The organism is Dietzia sp. IN118 (genome assembly GCF_032905965.1).
Classification (GTDB): Bacteria; Actinomycetota; Actinomycetes; order Mycobacteriales; family Mycobacteriaceae; genus Dietzia; species Dietzia kunjamensis.
On the sequence record NZ_JAUMSR010000001.1, the window covers coordinates 2,331,411 to 2,352,466 of the forward strand.

Annotated in this window: 14 protein-coding genes and 2 tRNA genes; 8 read left to right on the forward strand and 8 right to left on the reverse strand. The window is 72.0% G+C overall.

Going from position 1 to position 21,056, the window contains the following annotated elements; translation table 11 throughout:
* Nucleotides 1-6 precede the first annotated feature (6 nt).
* Nucleotides 7-684 carry an HAD family hydrolase gene (locus tag Q2K20_RS11215; RefSeq protein WP_067719844.1) on the forward strand — a complete coding sequence of 226 codons (678 nt, stop codon included), beginning with the start codon at nucleotides 7-9 and terminating at the stop codon, nucleotides 682-684.
* An 18-nt stretch (nucleotides 685-702) separates the two neighbouring features.
* Here the strand turns inward: Q2K20_RS11215 and Q2K20_RS11220 are convergent, their stop codons facing one another.
* The gene (locus Q2K20_RS11220; RefSeq protein WP_269529112.1) at nucleotides 703-2,022 is read right to left on the reverse strand and encodes an MFS transporter; all 1,320 of its coding nucleotides are present in this window, start codon (nucleotides 2,020-2,022) and stop codon (nucleotides 703-705) included.
* A 207-nt stretch (nucleotides 2,023-2,229) separates the two neighbouring features.
* Here Q2K20_RS11220 and cmrA point away from each other — a divergent pair, with 207 nt between their 5' ends.
* On the forward strand, nucleotides 2,230-3,051 hold the full coding sequence (gene cmrA, locus Q2K20_RS11225) for a mycolate reductase (RefSeq protein WP_268099456.1): 822 nt from the start codon (nucleotides 2,230-2,232) through the stop codon (nucleotides 3,049-3,051).
* A gap of 45 nt (nucleotides 3,052-3,096) precedes the next feature.
* Here the strand turns inward: cmrA and Q2K20_RS11230 are convergent, their stop codons facing one another.
* Complete coding sequence (locus tag Q2K20_RS11230) at nucleotides 3,097-3,498, reverse strand: hypothetical protein (RefSeq protein WP_269503094.1); 402 nt, start codon at nucleotides 3,496-3,498, stop codon at nucleotides 3,097-3,099.
* A gap of 101 nt (nucleotides 3,499-3,599) precedes the next feature.
* Here Q2K20_RS11230 and orn point away from each other — a divergent pair, with 101 nt between their 5' ends.
* Nucleotides 3,600-4,268, forward strand: a complete 669-nt coding sequence (gene orn / locus Q2K20_RS11235) for an oligoribonuclease (RefSeq protein ID WP_159148494.1) — start codon at nucleotides 3,600-3,602, stop codon at nucleotides 4,266-4,268.
* Between the two features lie 97 nt (nucleotides 4,269-4,365).
* Nucleotides 4,366-4,438 (forward strand) — tRNA-His (locus tag Q2K20_RS11240).
* Nucleotides 4,439-4,527: 89 nt separating this feature from the next.
* Here Q2K20_RS11240 and Q2K20_RS11245 read toward each other — a convergent pair.
* The gene (locus tag Q2K20_RS11245; RefSeq protein WP_269503092.1) at nucleotides 4,528-5,514 is read right to left on the reverse strand and encodes a DUF2804 domain-containing protein; all 987 of its coding nucleotides are present in this window, start codon (nucleotides 5,512-5,514) and stop codon (nucleotides 4,528-4,530) included.
* A 126-nt stretch (nucleotides 5,515-5,640) separates the two neighbouring features.
* On the opposite strand from Q2K20_RS11245, the gene Q2K20_RS11250 reads away from it, so the two are divergent.
* Nucleotides 5,641-6,885 (forward strand): cation:proton antiporter, encoded by a 1,245-nt coding sequence (locus Q2K20_RS11250; RefSeq protein WP_067719849.1) that lies wholly within the window; start codon nucleotides 5,641-5,643, stop codon nucleotides 6,883-6,885.
* A gap of 87 nt (nucleotides 6,886-6,972) precedes the next feature.
* On the opposite strand, the gene Q2K20_RS11255 is transcribed toward Q2K20_RS11250, so the two are convergent.
* A complete protein-coding gene (locus Q2K20_RS11255; RefSeq protein WP_067719850.1) occupies nucleotides 6,973-7,185 on the reverse strand; it encodes a hypothetical protein in 213 nt (70 codons plus the stop codon).
* A 4-nt stretch (nucleotides 7,186-7,189) separates the two neighbouring features.
* A complete protein-coding gene (locus Q2K20_RS11260) occupies nucleotides 7,190-8,422 on the reverse strand; it encodes an Ig-like domain-containing protein (RefSeq protein WP_159148492.1) in 1,233 nt (410 codons plus the stop codon).
* Nucleotides 8,423-8,622: 200 nt separating this feature from the next.
* Here Q2K20_RS11260 and Q2K20_RS11265 point away from each other — a divergent pair.
* Nucleotides 8,623-8,695 (forward strand) — tRNA-Lys (locus tag Q2K20_RS11265).
* Nucleotides 8,696-8,962: 267 nt separating this feature from the next.
* Here Q2K20_RS11265 and Q2K20_RS11270 read toward each other — a convergent pair.
* Complete coding sequence (locus Q2K20_RS11270) at nucleotides 8,963-9,238, reverse strand: DUF3618 domain-containing protein (RefSeq protein ID WP_067719851.1); 276 nt, start codon at nucleotides 9,236-9,238, stop codon at nucleotides 8,963-8,965.
* A gap of 151 nt (nucleotides 9,239-9,389) precedes the next feature.
* Between Q2K20_RS11270 and Q2K20_RS11275 the strand changes: the two genes are divergently transcribed.
* Both Q2K20_RS11275 and Q2K20_RS11280 read left to right on the forward strand, forming a co-directional pair.
* Nucleotides 9,390-9,896, forward strand: a complete 507-nt coding sequence (locus Q2K20_RS11275) for a peroxiredoxin (RefSeq protein ID WP_159148491.1) — start codon at nucleotides 9,390-9,392, stop codon at nucleotides 9,894-9,896.
* A gap of 7 nt (nucleotides 9,897-9,903) precedes the next feature.
* Nucleotides 9,904-10,692, forward strand: coding sequence for a TetR/AcrR family transcriptional regulator (locus Q2K20_RS11280; protein ID WP_067719857.1), 789 nt, complete (start codon nucleotides 9,904-9,906; stop codon nucleotides 10,690-10,692).
* Between the two features lie 269 nt (nucleotides 10,693-10,961).
* Here Q2K20_RS11280 and Q2K20_RS11285 read toward each other — a convergent pair whose 3' ends face one another.
* Nucleotides 10,962-11,492: a holo-ACP synthase gene (locus tag Q2K20_RS11285; RefSeq protein ID WP_067719860.1), complete on the reverse strand. Its 531-nt coding sequence runs from the start codon at nucleotides 11,490-11,492 to the stop codon at nucleotides 10,962-10,964.
* Nucleotides 11,489-20,959: a polyketide synthase gene (locus Q2K20_RS11290; protein WP_317176801.1), complete on the reverse strand. Its 9,471-nt coding sequence runs from the start codon at nucleotides 20,957-20,959 to the stop codon at nucleotides 11,489-11,491. The genes Q2K20_RS11285 and Q2K20_RS11290 overlap by 4 nt, the downstream gene beginning before the upstream one ends.
* Between the last annotated feature and the right edge of the window lie 97 nt (nucleotides 20,960-21,056).

The following is a 21,056-nucleotide window of genomic DNA, read 5'->3' on the forward strand; positions in this document are numbered from 1 at the left end:
GAACACATGACTACCCAGCGCGCTCTTCTCCTCGACGTCGACGGCACTCTCGTGGATTCGACCTACGTGCATGTCTGGACCTGGGTCCGCGCTCTCGCCGAGGCCGGTGCGCCGGTGCCGTTCGTGGACGTCCACCGTCGGATCGGCAAGGACGGTTCGACGATCGTGGAGGAGCTGCTCGATATCGCGGGGATCGACGACGACGAGGAACGCGAGAGCATCGCGGGCCGGGCCAAGGACCTGCACGGTGAGTACTACGCCGAACAGGCCGAGTCGCTGCGAGTGCTCCCCGGTGCCCGCGACCTCGTACGCGGCGCCAAGGAGCAGGGGTGGATCACTGTGCTGGCCACGTCCGCGCCGCCGTCGGAGTTCGCCGAGGCCCGCGAGTTGCTCGACATCGACGACTACGTGGACGCCGTGACGACCGGTGAGGACGTCGACCGGGCCAAGCCCGATCCCACGATCGTCGAGATCGCCCTGGAGCGCTCCGGTGTCGACGCCGCGGATGCCGTCATGGTCGGCGACGCGACCTGGGACGCGATCGCGGCGACCAAGCTGGGCATACGTTCGGTCGCGGTGCGCACGGGCGGCATCGGCGACTCCGAGTTCCGCGCCGCCGGGTTCTCGGAGATCGTCGACGACGCCGCCGCGGTGCTGGACCTGCTGAATGCCGGCCGGCTCTGACCGCACTCCCCGGCCCTTTCAGCGTGCGGGCTCCGCGTCCTCCCAGGTGCTCTCCGCCTCGGCGCGGCTCGGGGTGCGCACCGGCAGCAGCAGGAGTAGCCCCACCAGCAGTACCAGCCCGATCCCCGCGATGCCCGCGCGGTCGGCGGAGAAGGCCCACGTGAACAGTCCGAACAGGGCGGGTGCGAGGAACGAGACCGCGCGCCCGGTGGTGGCGTAGAGCCCGAACATCTGGCCGTCGCCACCCGGCGGGGCCAGCCGCGCCAGGAAGGACCGGGACGCGGACTGCGCGGGTCCGACGAACAGGCACATCAGCAGTCCGAAGATCCAGAACATGCCGGTGCCGTCGACGACCAGCAGGACGGTCATGGTCGCGATCATCGCCACCAGCGAGCCGATGATCACCGCCTTGGGTCCCACCGTGTCGTCGACCAGTCCCGCGACAGCCGCCCCCAGCGCCGCGACGACGTTGGCCGCGACGCCGAAGATCAGGACGTCCCCCGGGGCGAGCCCGTAGACCGTCACGGCCAGGATCGCCCCGAAGGTGAACACCCCGGCCAGCCCGTCCCGGAAGATCGCGCTCGCGAGGAGGAACCTCACGGTCCGCGGATCCCGCCGCCAGAGAGCCTTGAGGTCGCGCCAGAGGATGCGGTACGACTCGAGGAAGCCGGGCTCGTCGTCGTCGCTGTCGAGGGCGTCGTCGTCGCTCCTCCCCGCCCCCGGGCGGTGCTCGGGCACCGACCGCAGCACCGGCAGCGCGAACAGGGCGAACCACACGGCGGCGACGAGGCAGACCAGCCGCACGTTGAGGCCACCGTCGGTGGTGATGCCGAACACCCCGCGCACGGGGCCGTCGCCGTAGATGAAGCCGACGAACGCCGCGAGCAGCAGGAATATCCCGCCGAAGTACCCCATCGCCCAGCCGAAGCCGGACACGCGGCCGACGGTGGACGGCGTGGAGACCTGGCGCAGCATCGCGAAGTACGCGACCTCGGCAAACTCGAACGTGATCGACCCGACCGCCAGCAGCGCCAGGCCGACGAAGAACCACGGGTACGGCGCGTCGGAGTCGACGAGGAACATCAGCGCCGTGAGCAGCACCGTCGCGTAGGTCCAGAGACCCAGCGCGCGGCGGCGCCGACCCCCACGGTCGGCGCGTTGGCCCATCACCGGCGCGGTGAGGGCGATGACCAGCCCGGCCACGGCGATGGAGATCGACAGCCACGTGGCCGCCGAGAACGGCCCGTCGAGGTCCGCGCCCACCGAGTCGGTCAGGTAGACGGAGAAGACGAAGGTGACGATCACCGCGTTGAACGCCGCCGACCCCCAGTCCCACATCCCCCACGCCAGGACCTGCCCGCGGGCGACGCCACGGCGCGATGGTGACGACGACGAGGTGGTCGCTGACGGGGGCGGTGTTCCGATGCTGCTCACGCCGATCAGGCTAGGACCTCCACCACGCCCCGGAGGGCGGCACGCGGGTAAGGTCAGCGCTGCCACACCCGCCGTACGCGGGCGAGCCGAGTGGAAGACCCGAGGAGCCCTATGTCCCTGCCCACGCCCACCGCGTCGAACCGAGCAGTCGTCACCGGCGCCTCCTCGGGGATCGGCATGGCCCTGGCCACCGAACTCGCCCGGCGTGGGCACTCGCTGATCGTGGTGGCCCGACGCGAGGCCGTGTTGCAGGAGCTGGCCGCCCGGCTCGAGGCCGAGTTCGGCGTGACCGTGGAGGTCCGCGCGTGCGACCTCGCCGACCCCGCCGCACGGCAGCCGCTGCTGGATGAGCTGGCCGGGCGCGAGATCTCCGTCCTGTGCAACAACGCCGGCATCGCCACCTTCGGCCCCGTCGCCTCGCTGGACCCGCAGTACGAGAAGCACCAGGTGCAGGTCAACGCCGTGGCGTGCCACGACCTGGTGCTGGCGGTGCTGCCCGGGATGGTCGAGCGGCGCTCCGGGGCGATCCTCAACGTCGGCTCGGCGGCCGGCAACATGCCGATCCCCAACAACGCCACCTACGCCGCATCCAAGGCGTTCCTCAACACCTTCTCCGAGTCGCTGCGGGGCGAGCTCAAGGGCTCCGGCGTCACCGTCACGCTGCTCGCGCCCGGCCCGGTGCGCACCGAGGAGATCGCCGAGGAGGAGAAGACCTTCGTCGACCGCCTCGTCCCCGACCGGCTCTGGGTGGACACCGAGTACACCGCCCGCGTGTCGCTGGATGCGCTCGCCCGCAACAAGATGCGCATCGTCCCCGGCCCGCTGAGCCAGGCGATGTCCGTGGCCGGCAACTACACCCCGCGCGGGATCATGGCTCCGATCGTCGGAAAGTTCTACGCCAAGCTCGGCGAGGGGCAGCAGGGCGGGGCCTGAGCCGCCAGGCGCAGCCGGGTCAGCTCGGCCGGGCCTGCGCCCGAGTCAGGCTGGGGGCGGTGGGCCGAGCCAGCGGATGCCGTCCGGTTGCTCCCGGTCGGCCGAGGGTGGATAGGGCGGATAGAAGTCGTTGAGCAGGACGGCAGAGGCGACGATGTCCGGGGCATCTGGTGAGAACCTGGCACGCACCTCCTCCAGAGCGAGGTAGCGCCCCGCACGGACCGGCCGGCCGAACTCATTGGTCACCCCGGGAAACGACCACACGAGCCTGACATGCCCGTCTTCGAGTGCCAGATCGTCGACGCGGTAGCCCTCGTCGTCGGGATGCGCGGTCTCCATCCCCGGGCTCCTCGCGAGGATCTGAGCCATCTCCGAGAGGAACCTCAAGTTCCACTCATCGGCGGAAATCGCCGGGTTCTGTTCAGGGCCGTCACCGGATGCGGGCATGACCGCACGGTACCGCCACCGCGAACGATCGAGCGCCGAGTTCATCAGGGGCGGTCCCGGACCGGGCGGGGCCCGCGAGCCTGCGGCGATATAGTCGAGTGATGCCAGAGCCGACCACCGCCGAGACCCCTGCCCCCACGTCCTCGCCGACGCCCCATCAGGAGTCCAAAAACGACCGCATCGTCTGGATCGACTGCGAGATGACCGGCCTCGACATCTCGTCCGATGCGCTCGTGGAGATCGCCGCGCTGGTGACCGACTCCGAGCTCAACGTGCTCGGCGACGGGATCGACATCGTCATCCACGCCCCCGACGCCAAGCTCGACGCGATGGTGCCGGTCGTGCGCGACATGCACGCCTCCTCCGGCCTGACCGAGGAGATCCGCGAGTCCACGGTGACGATCGCCGAGGCCGAGGAGCAGGTCCTCGCCTACATCCGCGAGTGGGTCCCGGTGGCGGGGTCCGCTCCCCTGGCGGGCAACTCGATCGGCACAGACCGCGGGTTCCTCGCCCGGGACATGCCCGAGCTCAACTCGTACCTGCACTACCGGATGATCGACGTCAGCTCCATCAAGGAACTGTGCCGCCGCTGGTACCCGCGCATCTACTTCGGCCAGCCGGAGAAGGGCATGTCGCACCGGGCCCTGGCGGACATCAAGGAATCCATCCGCGAGCTCGCGTACTACCGGGCGACCGCGTTCGTGCCCCAGCCCGGCCCGACCAGCGACGAGGTCAAGCGGGCCGCCGCCGATCTGCCCGCGGTCGACTGACCCCCGCCCGGGCCGCGGCTACTGACCCACCTGCGGATTTCTCGGCGACGGGGCCCACGGGGTAAAGTCGTCAGCGCTGTCCGCGAGGACGGCGGTGGTGGCTGTAGTTCAGCTGGTAGAGCACCAGATTGTGATTCTGGATGTCGCGGGTTCGAGCCCCGTCAGCCACCCCGAGCGCAGGGCCCGGACCTCACGGTCCGGGCCCTGCTCCTTTCCGCCGATTCGCCTCAGGTTCTCGCGGGCATCGCCGCGCCGGCGGCTACCAGCGGTTGCGGGACTGCTCCGCCCAGCCGACCAGCCCGTCGAGCGAGACCTGCGACCCGTCGTCCAGCACCCCGGTGCCGTCCCAGACGCCGAACGCCTGGTGCGTCTTCACCGCCAGCACACCGAGCTCGGTGATGTCGCGGCGCAGATGGAACGGCGTGAGCATCGCGTCGAGGCGCTCGCCCCGCACCCGCCAGGGCCCCGCCGGATCCGCCAGGTCGTAGCTCCACCGCAGGTCCTCGCTGAGCTTGCGCATCCGGCCGTCCACCAGGATCCCGTTCTCGGTGGACCCGGTGCCGTCCGTCCACTTCCCGCCGACCTGGATCGCGCGCGTCGAACCGTCCACCACCCCACTGCCGGCGCCCCAGTTCCAGGTGGTGGCGTAGCGCCAGCGGCCACGCCCGCGGTCCAGGACCGCCCACCCCGTGCCGAGCTCGTGCGTCGCGCCGTCGAGGGTCACCGTGCCGGTGACGGGATTGGCAAGATCCTTGAGCGTGTACTGGAACCGGCGCTCACTCCACGGCACCACCACCGCGAGACTGTCGTGTCCGGGCCGGGTGACCTCCAGGCTCACCTGCAGTCCCCGCGCCTGCGCACGGATGGAGGTGCGACCCTCGTCGTCGTCGACCTCGATCCCCACGCGCCCCGCACCCACGCCGGCCGCGGCGCGCAGGCTCCCGTCACCGGGGTCGTCGCCGAAGCGGGGCCGGTGCAGGGGCCGGATGCCGCTGCGGGTCGTCTCCTCGCCCGTCCGGCGGTCCAGGACGTAAACCGCGCAGTTGGCCAGGTAGTCCAGACCCGCCACCGTCAGCCCCACCACGAAACGGTCGGTGACGATCCCCCAGTACTCCCAGCGCTTGGTGCGACCCCAGCCGGCGATACGCGTGCGGTGCACGGGCGCCCGGGACCAGCCCACCGCCTCCGGGTTGAGCCGGCGGCCGCGGGCCAGGTCTACGGGCCGGGTGATCTCGCGCTCGGTCATGGGATCACTCTTGCAGGTGCCCGCGCCGCGGCGGGCGAGGGGCCGCGGCGGGCGGAGGGCACGGATGCGGAAGCGCCCGGGCTCTCCTATGGTGCGGGGTGATCCGACTGACCCGGGGAGGAACCGTTGTCCACGCTCGATGTGTTGCTGGCGATCGTCGGGGCGCTCGGGGTGGTGATCGTGGCCTTCTCCGCGCGACTACGCCAGTGGCCCGTGACGGAGCCACTGCTCGCGCTCGTCGCCGGGATCGTCCTGGGGCCGGCAGTCCTCGGGGTGTTCGACGTGCCCGACATTGTGGCCGAGCACTCGACCCTCCACCACGGCGCGGAGATCCTCCTGGCCATCTCGGTGATGGGCGTGGCCCTGCGGTACCCCTTCTCAGCGATCAGGACGCACTGGCGTCGACTCGCGTTGCTGCTGGTGCTCGTCCTGCCCGGGATGGCGCTCGTCTCAACCGGGCTGGCGATGTGGGTGCTCGGCATCCCCTTCGCACTCGCCCTGCTGTTCGGAACCGCCATCTGCCCCACCGACCCCGTCCTCGCGTCGAGCGTCGTCACCGGAGAGGAGGCCGAGGAGGACCTGCCGGAGCACGACCGTCAGCTTCTGTCGCTCGAATCGGGCGCGAACGACGGGCTCGCCCTCCCACTCGTCCTGGTCGCCCTGGCGGTCGCCACCCCGCTCACTGCCGGGCAGGCGGCCGGTGAGGCCGCCTGGCAGATCGCGGGCGCCCTCGTCGTGGGGATCATCGCGGGCGTGGCGGCCGCCAAGGCGCTGCACTTCTCGGAACGACACCACGACACCGAGACCGGGCCGATTCTGCTGTACACGCTCCTCCTGGCGCTGCTCGTCCTGGGAGTGGCGGGCATCATCGGGGTCAACGGCATCTTCGGCGCGTTCGTCGCCGGACTCGCGTTCAACGTCACCAGCTCCGGCGGCGAACGCCGGACCGAGGTGGAGATCGACGAGGCCGTCAACCAGTTCGCCGTGATCCCCTTCTTCGTCGCTCTCGGCGCGATGATCCCTTGGACCGAGTGGGGCCGCCTCGGATGGGGGGCGGTGTGGCTCACGGCCGCGGTGCTGCTGCTACGCAGGCCGCCGCTGATCCTCGCCGTGATGAAGCCGCTGGGGCTGAAGCCGCGCGGCGCCGCCTACCTCGGCTGGTTCGGGCCCGTCGGCGTCGCGGCGGTCTTCTACCTGACGGAGGAGGCCTCCCGCGTGGGTGCGGACCCGGTCTTGCTCGGCGCGGGCACGCTGATCGTCGTGGCCAGTACCGTCGCGCACGGCCTCACCGCCGCACCCGGACGCGCGCTGTTCCGGGCGGCCGCAGAGCGCGATCCGAGGTCGCCCACCTCGTCGTCGTCGTCGTCCTGAAGTCGTCCTGAACCCCGCCACGGGGTTCTCACCCCTGCCTCAGGGTTCTCACCACTGCACTCGGGGCCCGCCGGTCACCCGGGGGTTCTACTCGAGGTCCCGGCTGTCGCCGGTCCCCGCGTCGAGCTCGTCACCATCCGGGCCGCGCGACTCGCGATGGGCGGCCTCCACCGCCCAGATCATGACCCCGACCGACGGGCCCAGGGCCACGCCCAGCCCGATGTTGTCCAGCGCGGCACCGAACGCCACGCCGATCCCCATCCCGATGCCGATCCACAAGCCCAGCCGAGAGGAGTCCATGGGCTCAGGCCGCGCCCTGCTCGGCGTTGCCGGCCTTCCAGGTCTCCCACGGGACGTTCCAGTCGCCCAGGCCGTCCCAGCCCGGCAGCGTGTCGCCCACCGTGCCGGTGACCTCGAAGATGTCGCCGCGCTTGGCGTTGTCGTAGAACCACTTCGCGTCCGCCGTAGTGACGTTGAGGCAGCCGTGGCTCGTGTTCTGGCTTCCCTGCGCCCAGACCGACCACGGCGCGGCGTGGACGAAGATGCCGCTGTACGACATCCGGGTCGCGTACTGCACCGGGGTGCGATACCCCTCGGCCGAGTCCACGGCCACGCCGTACGTCGACGAGTCCATGATCATCGAGGCGTGCTTCTCACCGATGACGTAGACCCCGTTGGGGGTCGGGGTGGCGGCCTTGCCCATCGAGGTGGGCATGGTCTTGACGACCTCGCCGTTGCGCTCGATGACGATCTGCTTGGTCGAGTCGTCCACCCGGGAGATCACGGCGTCGCCGATCTCGAAGCTGCTCTGGGCGTCCTGCTGGCCGTACATCCCGCCGCCGAGGTCCTGGCCGTAGATGTCGACGTGGACGTCGATCTTGGTGCCGGGCGCCCAGTACTCGGCCGGACGCCAGCGGACCTCCTGGTCGGAGACCCAGTAGAACGCGCCCTCGACCGCGGGCTCGGTCGTGATGTGGATGTTGTCCTGAGCCGCCCGACGGTCCGCGATCGGCTCGTCGAACATCACCGCGACCGGCTGTCCGATGCCCACCACGGATCCCTCACCCGTGGTCAGGTAGGCCGCCGTCATGATGGTGGGCGTCAGCGTGGTGAAGCTGGCGTTCCTCCGGGTGACCAGGCCGGCCTCGTCCGTGGCGGTCGACTCCAGCGTGTACTGGCGGCCGTAGCCGAGCTCCTCGGTGGTGCGCCACTCGGTGAACTCGGGGTTGAACTCGCCCTCGACCTGGAGGCCCTCGGGATTGCGCATCACCACCGAATCGAACCGGCCGTCCGTCGCAGTGAGCACGATGGGCTCGACCGGGTTGGCGTCGGTGGAACCCTCCGCCACCGACAGGTCGATCACGGCGGAGGGCTCCGCCGGTGCCTCGGCAACCTGGGTGTCCTGCGCACCGCCGTCGCCGATGGTGCAGCCGGTGAGCAGGAGCGTCCCCGTGAACACCACGGCCAGTCCGAGGCGGGCCTTCGACCAGATTCCGGTCGCTCGCCGCCCCGTCCGATCCGTTGTGCTCACGTTCACTGATGCCCCTTCCGACGTGCGCTTCCCCCGGTCGCAGCCGCGGCCGAGAAGATGTCCCCTCCAGTATGCCTGGTCACATGGCCGCACTCCATATCGAAACTCCTGGGGCCGCAGGGACCTCAACCCCGCCTCACCCCTTCTGACCAGGCGATTTCGTGAACCAGCCCGGCTGCTGTTACTGTTTCTCTCGCACCAAGCAAGCGCCATTAGCTCAATTGGCAGAGCAGCTGACTCTTAATCAGCGGGTTCGGGGTTCGAGTCCCTGATGGCGCACAAGAGAGAAAGCCCCGGGTCCACGACCCGGGGCTTTCTCGTGTGCCGGGCCGCCTCCCCCGCACCGGATCGCTTGTCAGAGCGGGGCTCAACAGGTGGCCGGTCGGACGGGACGACCGGGGAAGCCGAGAGGAAACGGCGAGAGCGTCCCGCACACGCCCCCGATGACGGGGGTGGGCGGAACGCTCTCGGGAGTCGGGCGGCGACGACTCCGCCGGGACAGGGTCCCCGGGCGGGGCTCCGGACGCCCGGGCGAGGCCGGTCGACTCAGAGGGCCCGACGGGCCGCCAGGTAGGCCTCGATGCGCTGACGCTCCTTGCGCTTGTTGACCATTGACACGGTGATCCCGCCGACGACCAACGTCGCGATACCCCCGAGCACCGCCAGGACGCGCGGGTCCTTGAGTGCCGCGGTGGCGCGCTCCTTGCCCTCGGACGCGAGGTTCTTCGGATTCACCCGGTCGATGATCTCGTCCAAGGTCGTCGCGAGATCGTCACGCGCCTTGGCGATGTCGCCTTCGATGCTGTCGTAACTCCTGGACACGAGACCTCCGTCGATCGCTCGTCCGCGGGGCGCCCCGCGGGTTCTTGACCCCGCCCACGCTACTGCACCCGGCGTGGATCCGCGCCCGTGCGCCGAAGCATCGGATAGGTTGGGATGGTCCGCCGCCCCGACCCGACCCCCAGGAGCACCGGTGACCGCACCACGGCTCGAGGTGGGCCAGACGGCCCCCACCTTCACCCTCCCCGACGCCGACGGCACGCCCACGTCGCTCCGGGAGCTCCTCGCCGAGCACGGGAAGGTCCTCGTGTACGTCTACCCGGCCGCGATGACACCGGGCTGTACCACTGAGACCGTGGACTTCGAGAACGCGCTGCAACAGTTGAACGACTCTGGCCTCGGCGTGGTCGGCGTCTCCCCCGACGCCCCCGAGAAGCTGGCGCGGTTCCGTGACAAGTACGGCATCACGTTCCCCCTCCTGTCGGATCCGGACAAGACGATGCTCACCGAGTGGGGAGCCTTCGGCGAGAAGAAGAACTACGGCAAAACGGTGATGGGCGTGATCCGCTCGACCTTTGTCGTCGACTCCGACGGCACCGTGTCGATGGCCCGGTACAACGTCCGCGCCAAGGGCCACGTGGCGATGGTCGCCAAGCTGCTCGAGATCGAGTTGCCCGAATCCGATCCCGCGGAGGGCTGACCCACCCATGACCACCGACTCGTCCGAACGCGCGCAGGAGCCGCCGCAGGATCCCACCGACGAGGCCGTCCAGGACGAACCGAACATCCTCGTCCCCCGCCGCCGGCCCATCCAGGAGCGCAGCCGCAGGAAATTCCAGGCGCTACTGTCCTCGGCCCGGGAAGTGCTGGTCGAGGTGGGATTCGACTCGTTCACCTGCGAGGAAGTCGCCTCACGTGCGGGCGTTCCGATCGGGACGCTCTACCAGTTCTTCGCCAACAAGTACGTGCTGGTGTGCGAGCTGGACCGCCAGGACGCCCACGGGGTGATCGAGGAGGTCGAGCGGTTCGCCCAGAAGATCCCGGCGCTGGACTGGCCCGAGCTGCTCAACGATTTCCTGGACCACCTGGCCGACCTGTGGTTGCGCGACCCCTCCCGTCGGGCGGTCTGGCTCGCGACGCAGGCCACTCCCGCCACCCGCGCCACGGCGGCGGTGAACGAGCGCGAGATCGCCCGGATGATCGCCAGCGTGCTGGCACCGCTCATGCCCGCCACCGAGCGTGAGCGCCGCGCGTTCATGGCAGAGGCCCTGGTCCACGTGGCGTACTCGATGCTCAACTTCTCGGTCAGCGCCGGCCACGTCCCCCCGGGCCCCGTCACCAGCGCGGACCCCGGGGATGGCAGCGGGGTCTCCTCCGGCGCGAGCAGCGGTTCGGCCGGTGGCGAGGACATCCACGACGCCACCGTCACCGAGCTCAAGCGGATGCTCACCGCCTACCTCTGGCTGGCGGAGAAGGAAGCAGCCCAGAGCGACTGACCCGCCTGGCGGCGGCCCGACGGGCCTGTTCCCGCGGGTGGGCGCTACCGACCCGGTGGCGTCGCACCGACTCCACCGACAGGTGCGCGCCCGGAATGGACCATTCAGAGCGCACTGCCCCTCCATCTGCGAGCAGACCGGACGCACAAGCCGAAGAGGACGCGTTAGTCGCCGGCGCGGCGGTGGCCGGGCGCAGGCGGTGGCCGGGCGCAGGCGGTGGCCGGACGCAAACGGCAGCCCGGCGCGCACAGCGGCTGGCGGCCGCGCTACTAGCCGCCCGGGCCCTCGAGCACCACGAACGCGATCGCCGATCCACCGTCGTGGCTGAGTGAAACGTTCCAACGAGCGCCCTCGCCGATTGTCGCGGCCACCTGACGGGCCACCTCTCCCCCCAGCCGCACGGAGGGTCGACCCCAGTTATCGCACACGGTCTCGATCTCGGACCACCGCAGCAGGTCCGGGGCAATGGGCGGGGGCTCGCCATACAGCGCCGCCGACCATGCCTTGACGACCGCCTCCTTCGCCGCCCAGCGGGCAGCGAGGTGACGCGCCAGCGGGTCCTCCCGGCGGGCGGGCGCCGGCCCCGAGGTCCCAGGCGCCGAGGCCCCCGACGCACCTGACGACGACGACACCGTGGCCTCCCCCGGTCTCGCCCCGCGGGATTCGGCGCGTTCGCGGCACTGCCTGCGCTCGGTGGCCGAGAACGCCCTGGTGAGCCGCGTGCCGGGTTCGGCCAGAGACGCGGCGAAGGCGCCGAGGTCGACGATGTCGACCCCGACGCCTCTCACCCCGGTCGTCACTGCCCGGCCATCACTGCCCGGCCGGCGGTCTCCGCGGACCCGGCAGCCGCGAGGATGCCGTCGGCGTCGAGTCGCGCGGCCGGATCGAGCAGGACCGCGGCCTCGCGCTCCTTGACCTCGTCGGCGGAACCCTCGCCCATTCGACGCGCCTCGGGACGGGCGTAGAGCGCCTCCCCGCCGTAGATGGCATCGGTCAGGCGACGGGCGCCCTCACGTTCGCGCCGCAGGCCGGCCTCGCGGATGCGCTCGGACTCGTCCTGCCCGTACTCCGCGGCGACCGCCCGGTGGAAGGCCTCCGGGTGGGCGACGGCGATGAGGCCCGAGACGTGGCCGAAGCCCAGCGAGGTCAGCAGACCGGCCTTGAGCGGCAGGTCACCGCCAAGCTGCAGGGTCTCCCGCAGCCACACCAGGTGGCGGTGGCGGTCCAGGACGTCGTCGACGCAGTCCAGGGCGCGGTTCGGCGGCAGCGTGCCCGACCGCAGCATCTGGGTCAGCCCGATGAGCTGGAATGCCGCGGCGCCACCCTTGGCGTGCCCGGTGAGCGACTTCTGCGACACCACGAACAGCGGGTTGCCCTCCGACCGACCGATCGCGGCGGCGAGCCGCTCGTGCAGGTCGGACTCGTTGGGGTCGTTGGCCTTGGTCGAGGTGTCGTGCTTGCTCACCACGGCCACGTCGTCTGCGGTCAGGCCGAGCTGTGCGAGCCCGCGGGCCAGCGGCGAGCGCTGCCCACCGCGACCGGCACCGAGCGCACCCAGGCCGGGGGCCGGGATGGAGGTGTGCGCACCGTCCGCGTACGACCCGGCCCAGGCCACGACGCCCGTGACCGGCAGGCCCATGCGGGCCGCGACGTCGCCGCGCGCCAGCAGGATCGTGCCGCCGCCCTGCGACTCGACGAACCCGCCGCGCCGCCGGTCGTTGGCCCGGCTGTAGTGCCGCTCGTCGATCCCCTTGGCCGCCATGGCCGCGGAGTCGGCGGTCGCGGACATGTCGGCGAAGCCCTGGATGCCCTCGGTGGACAGGTCGTCGAACCCGCCGGCCACCACGAACTCGGCCTTGCCGGCGCGGATCTTGTCGAACCCTTCCTCGACGCTCACCGCGGTGGTGGCGCAGGCCGCCACCGGGTGGACCATCGAACCGTAGCCGCCGACGTAGGACTGCATGACGTGCGCGGCCACCACGTTCGGCAGCGCCTCCTGCAGCGTGTCGTTGGCGCGGCTGCGGCCGAGGATGCCGTCGATGTACAGCGAGCGCATGCTGGTCATGCCGCCCATGCCGGTGCCCTGCGTGTTGGCGACGTCGGCCGGGTGGACGTGGGCCAGCAGCTCCGCCGGGGTGAAGCCCGAGGAGATGAAGGCGTCCACGGTGGCGACCAGGTTCCACGCCGCCACCCGGTCGATACCGGAGACCATGTCGGCGGGGATGCCCCACGCCGTGGGGTCGAAGCCGGTGGGGATCTGCCCACCGACCACCCGGGTCAGGGTGGCGCGGCGCGGCACCCGGATCTCGGTGCCGGCCTTGCGGGTGACCGTCCACTCGCCGTCCTCGCTGCGGGTGACGACGGTGTTCTCCGGGTCGTCGGACTGGTAGGCGCGGGCCTGGGCCTCGTCGTCCACCACGAAGGACAGATCCTCCGGCAGGAACACCGAGGTGAGCTGCGGCGAGGTGTTGTCGAACATCTCCGCGCGCGAATCGTCGGCGTAGGTGCGCACGCCCACCCGGGCGAGGACCTCGTCGTGGAAACGCTCGGCGATGTCGGCCTCGTCGATCGGGTCACCGGAGGAGGTGACCGTCCAGCCGGCGCGCGGCGAGTCCTCCCAGGTGATGAGCCCGGTCGACCAGGCCAGCTCGACCACACCGGCGGCGGTGAGGTCGCCGGTGGTCTCCACCTCGAAGCGGGTGCGGGCACTGCCGTAGGGGCCGACCTCGCCGGCGCCCACCATCACGACCATGTCCTCGAGCTGCTGGGTGACCTCGCCCCACTCGGGACGCTCATCGGCGGTGACCGTCGGCAGCGAGGGCAGCGCGGCGATCGTGCCCGCGGCGTCCTCGGTCGAGGCCTCGGTGGGGGCGGCCGGACGGTCCGCCGCGAGGGCCGACATGTCCAGGTCGGCCGTGCCGAGTCCGCCGGTGAGGTCGACGGTGACGGGGGCGTCACCGGCCGCGGAACGGAAGTCCGGGGTGCACCAGCGCAGCAGCTCGGCAGCCATCTCGGCCGTCGACCAGGTGGACACGCCCGCGGCCTCGACGGCCTCGACGAGCGGGTCGTTGTGACCCATGAGGCCGGTGCCGCGGACCCAGCCGATGATCGCGTGGACGAACGTCACGCGCTCCGACCAGGACTTCTCCGAGCCCCACTTGGCGATCATGGCGTCGAGCGCGGCCTTGGCCTCGCCGTAGGCGCCGTCGCCGCCGAACATGCCCCGGTTGGGCGAGCCCGGCAGGACCACGTGCAGGCGGGAGTCGACGTCGGTGTCGGCACCGATCGCACCGAGTCCGGCGACGAGCTTCTCCACGCCCCACAGCAGGACGCGCATCTCGGTCTCGGCGCGCGGGCCGGCGTCGGCCATCGAGCCCTGGACGCGGGGGGCCGCGAACGGGAACAGCAGCGTCGGGGTGAGGGCCGGCTTGAGCACGGTGGTCTGGCCACCGGCCGACTCGGCGTGCTCGGACCCGACCCACTCGACCAGCGCGTCGACGTCCGAGTAGGAGGTCAGGTTGGCCGGCAGGACCCACAGCGCCGCGCCGCCACGGGCGTTGCTGCGGTACAGGTCCTTGAAGAAGGCCAGCTTGGACTGGTCCAGGTTGGAGGTGGTGGCCACCACGGTGGCGCCGCCCGCCAGGAGGCGTCCGGTGACGGCGGCGGCGATGGAGCCCTTGCCGGCGCCGGTGACGACGGCGACGTCACCCGCGTACTCGCCGACGAACTCCTCGGCCGCGACCTCCGAGATCTCCCGGTAGGCGCTCGCCAGGGCGTCGCGGCGGGCATCGGTCGCCCGGGCCGCCCACCAGCGGGCCTGCTCGGCGACGATCTCGCCGGCACCGCGGAAGGCGTCCGCCGCGTCGGCGGGCACGTCGGACCGGGTCCACAGGCGGGCCAAGTCCTCGCGGGCCGAGGCCCAGCGGTCGTCCATGAGGACGGCGCGGCCGGCGTCGAAGGCCGGGGCCACCACGCGGCGCCAGTCGGCGCCGAGTTCTGCGGCCACGAGGTCGGCCAGCTCGGAGTCCGGGTCGGCCTCGGCGAGCAGGTCGACGGTCTCGGGCTCGAGGTGTCCGAGGCGGGTGAGCACGCCGCGTGCGGCGCGGGCCAGGACACCGTCGACGCCGGTGATCTCGTCGGCGAACTCGGTCAGCGCGGCGGAGTCGACGACTCCCCCGCCTCCGGCGCCGGACGACGGCATCGCGACGGCCACACCGTGCGCGGCACCGACGGCCGACACGGCGGCGTCGATGAGCGAGTCCAGGCCGGCCACGTCCTTGACGCCCGAGGCGTCGAGAGTGGCCAGGTCGCCCCCACGGATGGAGGCGCCGTCACGGGTGCCCAGCGCGATCTCGGCGATCACGTGCTGGGCCCAGCCGGAGCCGAGCTCCCAGGGACCGGTCACGCGCTCGGTGATGTAGGCGGCCCGCTTGCCGGTGCGGCCGAGGACCGCGCGCAGCGCCTCGCCGACCGCGTCGGACAGCACGGGGCCGAACGGGGCGTACCCGCGTGCCAGTCGTGAGACCTGGTCGGCCAGGGTCGGGAAGTCCGCCTCGGCGGCGCCGTCGATGGCGCCCAGGCTCAGCTCGGTGCCCAGGTCCAGCAGCAGCTGGTTGCGGCGCGAGGACACGCCGTCGCACAGCGTCTCGATGGAGTCGCCGGACGCGATCTGCTCGGGACGGACCTTGGTGCGCAGCGCCACCAGCATGCGGGTGGCGGCGGGCGCGCCGAACTCGAGGTCGTCCGGGCGGGGTGCACCGGGGGCGGCGGTCGCGGCCGGAGCCGCGTCTGATCGGTCCGCACCGGCCGTGCCGGGGGTGTTGACGGCCGGTGCGGGGTCTGTGGGGGCTGCCTGGTCGGCAGCCGCGGTGTTGGTCGAACCAGTGGTGGTGGAGCCGGTGGAGGCGGAGCCGTCGCCGGCGTCCAGCTCGTCGTCGTCGACCTCCACGCTGGGCGGCAGGGTGCCGTACAACGTCGCCGAGTCGCGCTCGATGTTGATCACCTGGGCCCGGGGGCCGCGGTGCGTGGGCAGGTCGAGGGTCTTGGAGGCGAGGTTCGCGACGGTCGGGGCGTTGGAGACACCGACCTCGATGAACTGCTCGATACCGAGTCCGCCACGCTCTACGGGCGTGAAGAACAGCTCCTGGGTCTCGATCCACCGGACCGGGCTGGCGAACTGCCAGGCCAGCAGCTCTACGAGCAGCAGGCGGCCCAGTCGCGTGGGGGTGGCGGCCCACTCGTCCCAGTTCGCGAGGACCTCGGCCAGCGAGTCGGCCGGCACGAGATCGGCGATCTCCTGCACGAAGTCGCGCTCGAGGCTGAACAGGCGCGGCACGAGGTTCGGCACGTAGCGGCCCACGAGCACCGAGATGTCGATGTCGTGCGGGATCAGCTCGTCGAGGGTGGCCCGGAAGTCCGGGACGCCGCCGCGCAGGACGGTGGAGTGGAACGGCACGTCGATGCCGGGCACCAGGATGAAGGCGTTCTTGCCGCCCGAGACCGCGAGCTCGCGCTCGACGGCCTTCTCCAGTGCCTTGCACCCGGCGACGGTCCCGGCGAGCGCGTACTGCGAGCCCGCCAGGTTGTAGTTGACGATCTCGATGAACTCGCCGGACTCGCGGGACACGCCGGCCACCCAGTCGGCGACCTCGTCGTCCGAGATCCCCATCTGGGACGGGCGGATCGCGGCCATGCGGTAGTCCGAACGGCCGTGGGCGTCACGCGGCACCAGCTGGTGCATGGTCGACCCGCGCTGGAAGACGATCTCCAGCAGCGGCTCCAACGCCAGCACACCGGAGATGGCGGCCAGGGCGTCGTACTCGCCGATCGAGTGACCCGCGAAGTACGCGTCCTCGATGAGCAGGCCGTCGGCCTCGAGCTCGGCGCGCTGCGCCACCGCCAGGCAGGCCATGGCGACCTGGGTGAACTGCGTCAGGTAGAGCACGCCGTCGGGATGCCGGTGGACCTCACCGCGGACGGTGACCTCGGTGGGGTTCTCGCGGACGAGCGCCAGGATCGAGAAGCCGAGCGCGGAGCGGGTGTGCTTGTCGGCGCGGTCCCAGATCTCGCGGGCGGCGGGGCAGCGGGTGCGGCCCTCCATGCCCATCCCCTTGGCCTGGATGCCCTGGCCGGGGAAGGCGTAGACGGTGCGCGGGGCCTCGGTCAGCGCGGTGGCGGCCATGACGGTGGCGCCGTCGACCGTGCACGTGACCTCGAGGACCTGGCCGCCGGCGTGGCGGCCGGTCTGCACGGCACGGACCTTGATGTGGTCGCCCGGACGGACCGGGGCGAGCATGCGGGCGGTCCAGCCGGCGATCCGCAGGGCGGGGGTCTTCCCGTCCGAGGCCTGCACCGCGTGCTGCGCGGCGGCCGAGAGCCACATGCCGTGGACGATCACGCCGCCCAGTCCGGCCAGTTCGGCCGCGGTGTCGGAGACGTGGATCGGGTTGTGGTCGCCCGAGACCAGAGCGAACGCGGTCATGTCGTGCGGCGCCGTGATCGTGGTGGACACGCGCGCCTGGCGGGAGGTCTCGGCGGGCTCCGCGGCCCCACCGGACGGGGTGACGAGGGCGCCGCCGGCGGGGCGGGGGTCGCCCACCTCGGCGCGGCCCGTGCGGCCGCGGATCGCGAACCGCTCGGACAGGGTGCACAGCGGGGTGCGGGTGCCGTCGGACTCCTCCGCGGCCACCTCGACCGACACCTCGACCACCCGACCGAGGTCGGTGTCGCGGACACCGCCGGACCGGGCGACGACGACGAGGTAGGTCTCCTGCTGCGGCAGCGCCGCGTGCATGCGGACACCGTGGTCCAGATGGACCAGATCGAGCAGTCCCTCGACGACGGTGCCGGTGCCACTCGGGCGGCTCGTCTCGCCGAGCACGGCGAACACGGCGGGCCAGGCGGCGCCCACGAGGGCGTCCGGGACGCCGGCGGACGGCACGAGCGAGGTGGGCAGGCTGCCCGCGGTCACGCCCGTGTGGTCGACGACGAGGGTGGGCTCGAAGGTGAAGCGCGCGGTGGCGGTGTTGCCGTCGACCTCGGGGAGGGCATCGATCACGGAGCCACCCGCACCGCCGCGGCCGACGCCGGCGGCGGTGGCGAGCAGGGTGCGCATGGCGGCCTCGGCGGCGGCGTCGGTGACGACCGGCGCGGCGCCGGTGGCCACGGCGTCGCCGAGGGTGATGGTGATGGTCATCTCGGTCGGGCCGACGGGCAGCGTCAGGTCGACGGTCCGGCCGTCGGCGGCCGGGGTGAGCACGGCGCCGGAGACGGGGTGGCGGCCGACGCCCTCGGCGTCGATCTCCCAGGCGTGGAGCACGCCGAGGCGGTGGACGGGGCTGATGACGAGACGGCCGGCCCAGGTGACGTCGGGGCTGTTGAGCACGTCGGCGACGGGCCCGCTGGCGGTGGTGACGATCCCGCGGCGGCGGCTGCTCACGGCCTCGGTGGAGGGGAGGTAGCCGGACACCCGGTCGGCGGTCGCGGCCTCGAAGCGGTCGAGGAGGTCGCCCACCGGCTCGTCGACGCGGGTGATGCCCGCGACGGCGGTCGTGCCGGGGATGATGCACACGGCGTCGGCGTCGTAGCGCGGGTCGTGAGCCTGCCACAGCGAGTCCGAGCGCCACCAGCGGCGCACGTCACCGTCGATGACGGGCACGAACGGCACGGGCTTGCCGGGCATACGGCAGATGTCGAAGAACTCGGCGGCGTCGGCCGGGTGCAGCACGGCGTCGGCGAGCCCGGGGTACCGGGCGGCGAGGGCGGCGATCACCTCGGCCGGGCGCTCCATGGACTCCTCGCGAGGGAACGCCGAGACGATGCGACCGGTGTCGGCGGCGTCGAGTCGTGCCTCGGTGCGCTGCACCATGCGGTGGAAGCGCTCGCGGATGGTGGGGTCGAGCCACACCGAGCGGGTGCAGTCGGCCACGTCGCCGCCGAAGTCGGCGCCCAGGTCGAAGTCGTCCGTGGTGTGGGTGCTCGACCCGTCGACGGAGGCGCCGGGGGCGAGGGAGAGCTCGACGAAGCGGCGCAGCCACTGCTCGTAGGTCATGGAGTCGAGGTCGCCGAAGTAGGGCTTGGCGGTGCCGTTGATCGCGGCGATGATCTCGTCGCGGCGGGCGGCGACGGCGTCGGCGTCACCGGCGACCTCGTCGAGGAGGCGCCCGGTGCGCGCGGCGGTGTTGTCGATCTCGTGGATGTCCGCACCGAGCTGGCTGCGGCCGGAGGCCATGCCGCCGTCGGCCTGGCCGGCACCGACCCAGGCGTCGACGCCGACGGTGTCGACGAGCATCTGCTTGACCTGGGGGCTGGTGGTGGCCTCGAGGGTGGCCATGGCGGCGGTGCCGACGAGGATGCCGTCGACGGGCATGGCCGGGTAGCCGTGGGCGTTGGCCCAGGACCCGGTGAGGTAGTCGGCCGCCCGCTCGGGGGTGCCGATGCCACCGCCGACGCAGAGGACGACGTTGGGCCGCTCGCGCAGCATGGCGTAGGTGGCCAACAGGAGGGCGTCGAGGTCCTCCCACGAGTGGTGACCGCCGGCGCGGCCGCCCTCGACCTGGACGATCACCGGCATGTGGGGGACCTCGGCGGCGATGCGCACGACCTGGCGGATCTGGGCGACGGTGCCCGGCTTGAAGCTCACGTGCCGCAGGCCGGCCTCGGTGAGCTCCTCGATGAGGGCGACCGATTCGTCGAGCTCGGGGATGCCGGCGGTGACGATCACACCGTCGAAGGGCACTCCCGCGGCGCGGGCACGCTGGACGAGACGCTTGCCTCCGACCTGCAGCTTCCACAGGTAGGGGTCGAGGAACAGCGAGTTGAACTGGGCGCTGCGACCGGGCTCGAGGAGCTCGGTGAGGCGCTGGGTGTTCTCGGCGAAGATCGCCTCGGTGACCTGGCCGCCGCCGGCGAGCTCGGCCCAGTGGCCCGCGTTGGCCGCGGCGGCGACGATCGCGGGATCCACGGTGGTCGGCGTCATTCCGGCGAGGAGGATCGGCGAGCAGCCGGTGAGGCGGGTGAAGGAGGTCTCCACGTGGACGCTGCCGTCGGGCAGGGTGACCAACTGCGGCTGGAACGCGGTCCACGGCCGCTCGATCGGCGGGGTCGCACCCGGGGTGAACAGGTTGCGCAGGCCGCCGCGGGTGGCGGCGGCGACCACGCCGACGCCCTGGCCGCGGATCACGGAGCGGTTGAGGCGGGTCAGCGCCTCGCCCGGGCCCATGTCGAGGATCCACTGGGCCCCGGCGTGCAGGGTCTCGGCCATCTCCTCGACCCAGTCGACCGGCTCGGCGAAGAATTGGCGGGCGAGGTGGGCGGCGCGGTCGGCGTCCAGGCCACAGCGCTCCGCCCAGCGGGAGACGACGTCGACGGCCGGGGCCATCGCGGGGTGGTGGAACCCGACCTCGACGTCGAGCGGGTCGAAGACGGGGGCGAAGATCTCGCCGCCGGTGAGCTTGGCCTCTCGGCGACGACGCGACTCAGCCTCGAGGTCGGCGCAGTGGCGACGCAGCTCCTCGAGATCGTCCGGTCGACCGACCACGACGTGACGGCGCTGCGCGTTGCGGATGGAGACGGTGGGGCGGATCGTGGCGTCGACGCCGGCGAACAGCTCGTCGACCAGCGTGCGCAGGTCCTCGCCGTCGATCCCCGACACTCCCACCATGGGGCTCGCCTCGCCGCGGCGGAACAGACCGACGCGCCGTCCGACCAGGGTGGCGGCGGCGCCGATGAGCTCGGCGACGGCCAGCAGCCGGTCGTCGATGGACCCGAAGGTCTCCACCGACTCGACGGCGAGGATGCCCTGGGAGTGGCCGACCACGGCCGCGGGGGTCGTGTCATTGACGTCGAAGCCCTCGGCGGCGAGAGCCCGCAGGGCACCCATCTGCGTGAGCAGCACCGCGGGCAGCGAGACCGCGGCAGCGGAGAGGGAGGCGTCGTCGGGCAGGTCCGCGCCGTCCTCGTCCTCACCGGTGGTGGTGTTGGCCCACTCGATGGGCCGGAAGCCGTGCGTGCGGACGACGGCGATCTCGTCGTGGACGGGCTCGGTCAACGCGACGGAGGCGTCGACCAGGTCCTGGAGCTCCGGTCCGATACCCGTGCCGTCGATGAGGTCGCTCAGCGCGTCGCGCCAGGCGATGCCCTGTCCACCGAAGGCGAGCGCATAGGCCGTGCCCTCACGGAGCTCGTCTGCGAGAGCGGGGGCGCCGCGGCGGGCGGCGAAGCCGGTCTCGAGCGGGCGGGGGGTGAGGTCGCGGTCATCGATCGTCACGTGGGGAACTCCTTGGGCACTGCGTCAGGGACATCGCGTCGGCCGGCCAGCGGTTACGGCGCAGGACACAGATTGCCACACGAACTTGAGGGGTTCC

Excerpts from the sequence above, each read along its gene's own strand:
- Q2K20_RS11230 (WP_269503094.1), bottom strand. The coding sequence starts at position 3,498 with ATGCCCGCATCCGGTGACGGCCCTGAACAGAACCCGGCGATTTCCGCC.
- Q2K20_RS11215 (WP_067719844.1), top strand. The coding sequence starts at position 7 with ATGACTACCCAGCGCGCTCTTCTCCTCGACGTCGACGGCACTCTCGTG.
- Q2K20_RS11280 (WP_067719857.1), top strand. The coding sequence starts at position 9,904 with ATGACCACCGACTCGTCCGAACGCGCGCAGGAGCCGCCGCAGGATCCC.
- orn (WP_159148494.1), top strand. The coding sequence starts at position 3,600 with ATGCCAGAGCCGACCACCGCCGAGACCCCTGCCCCCACGTCCTCGCCG.
- Q2K20_RS11255 (WP_067719850.1), bottom strand. The coding sequence starts at position 7,185 with ATGGACTCCTCTCGGCTGGGCTTGTGGATCGGCATCGGGATGGGGATC.
- cmrA (WP_268099456.1), top strand. The coding sequence starts at position 2,230 with ATGTCCCTGCCCACGCCCACCGCGTCGAACCGAGCAGTCGTCACCGGC.
- Q2K20_RS11220 (WP_269529112.1), bottom strand. The coding sequence starts at position 2,022 with ATGTGGGACTGGGGGTCGGCGGCGTTCAACGCGGTGATCGTCACCTTC.
- Q2K20_RS11245 (WP_269503092.1), bottom strand. The coding sequence starts at position 5,514 with ATGACCGAGCGCGAGATCACCCGGCCCGTAGACCTGGCCCGCGGCCGC.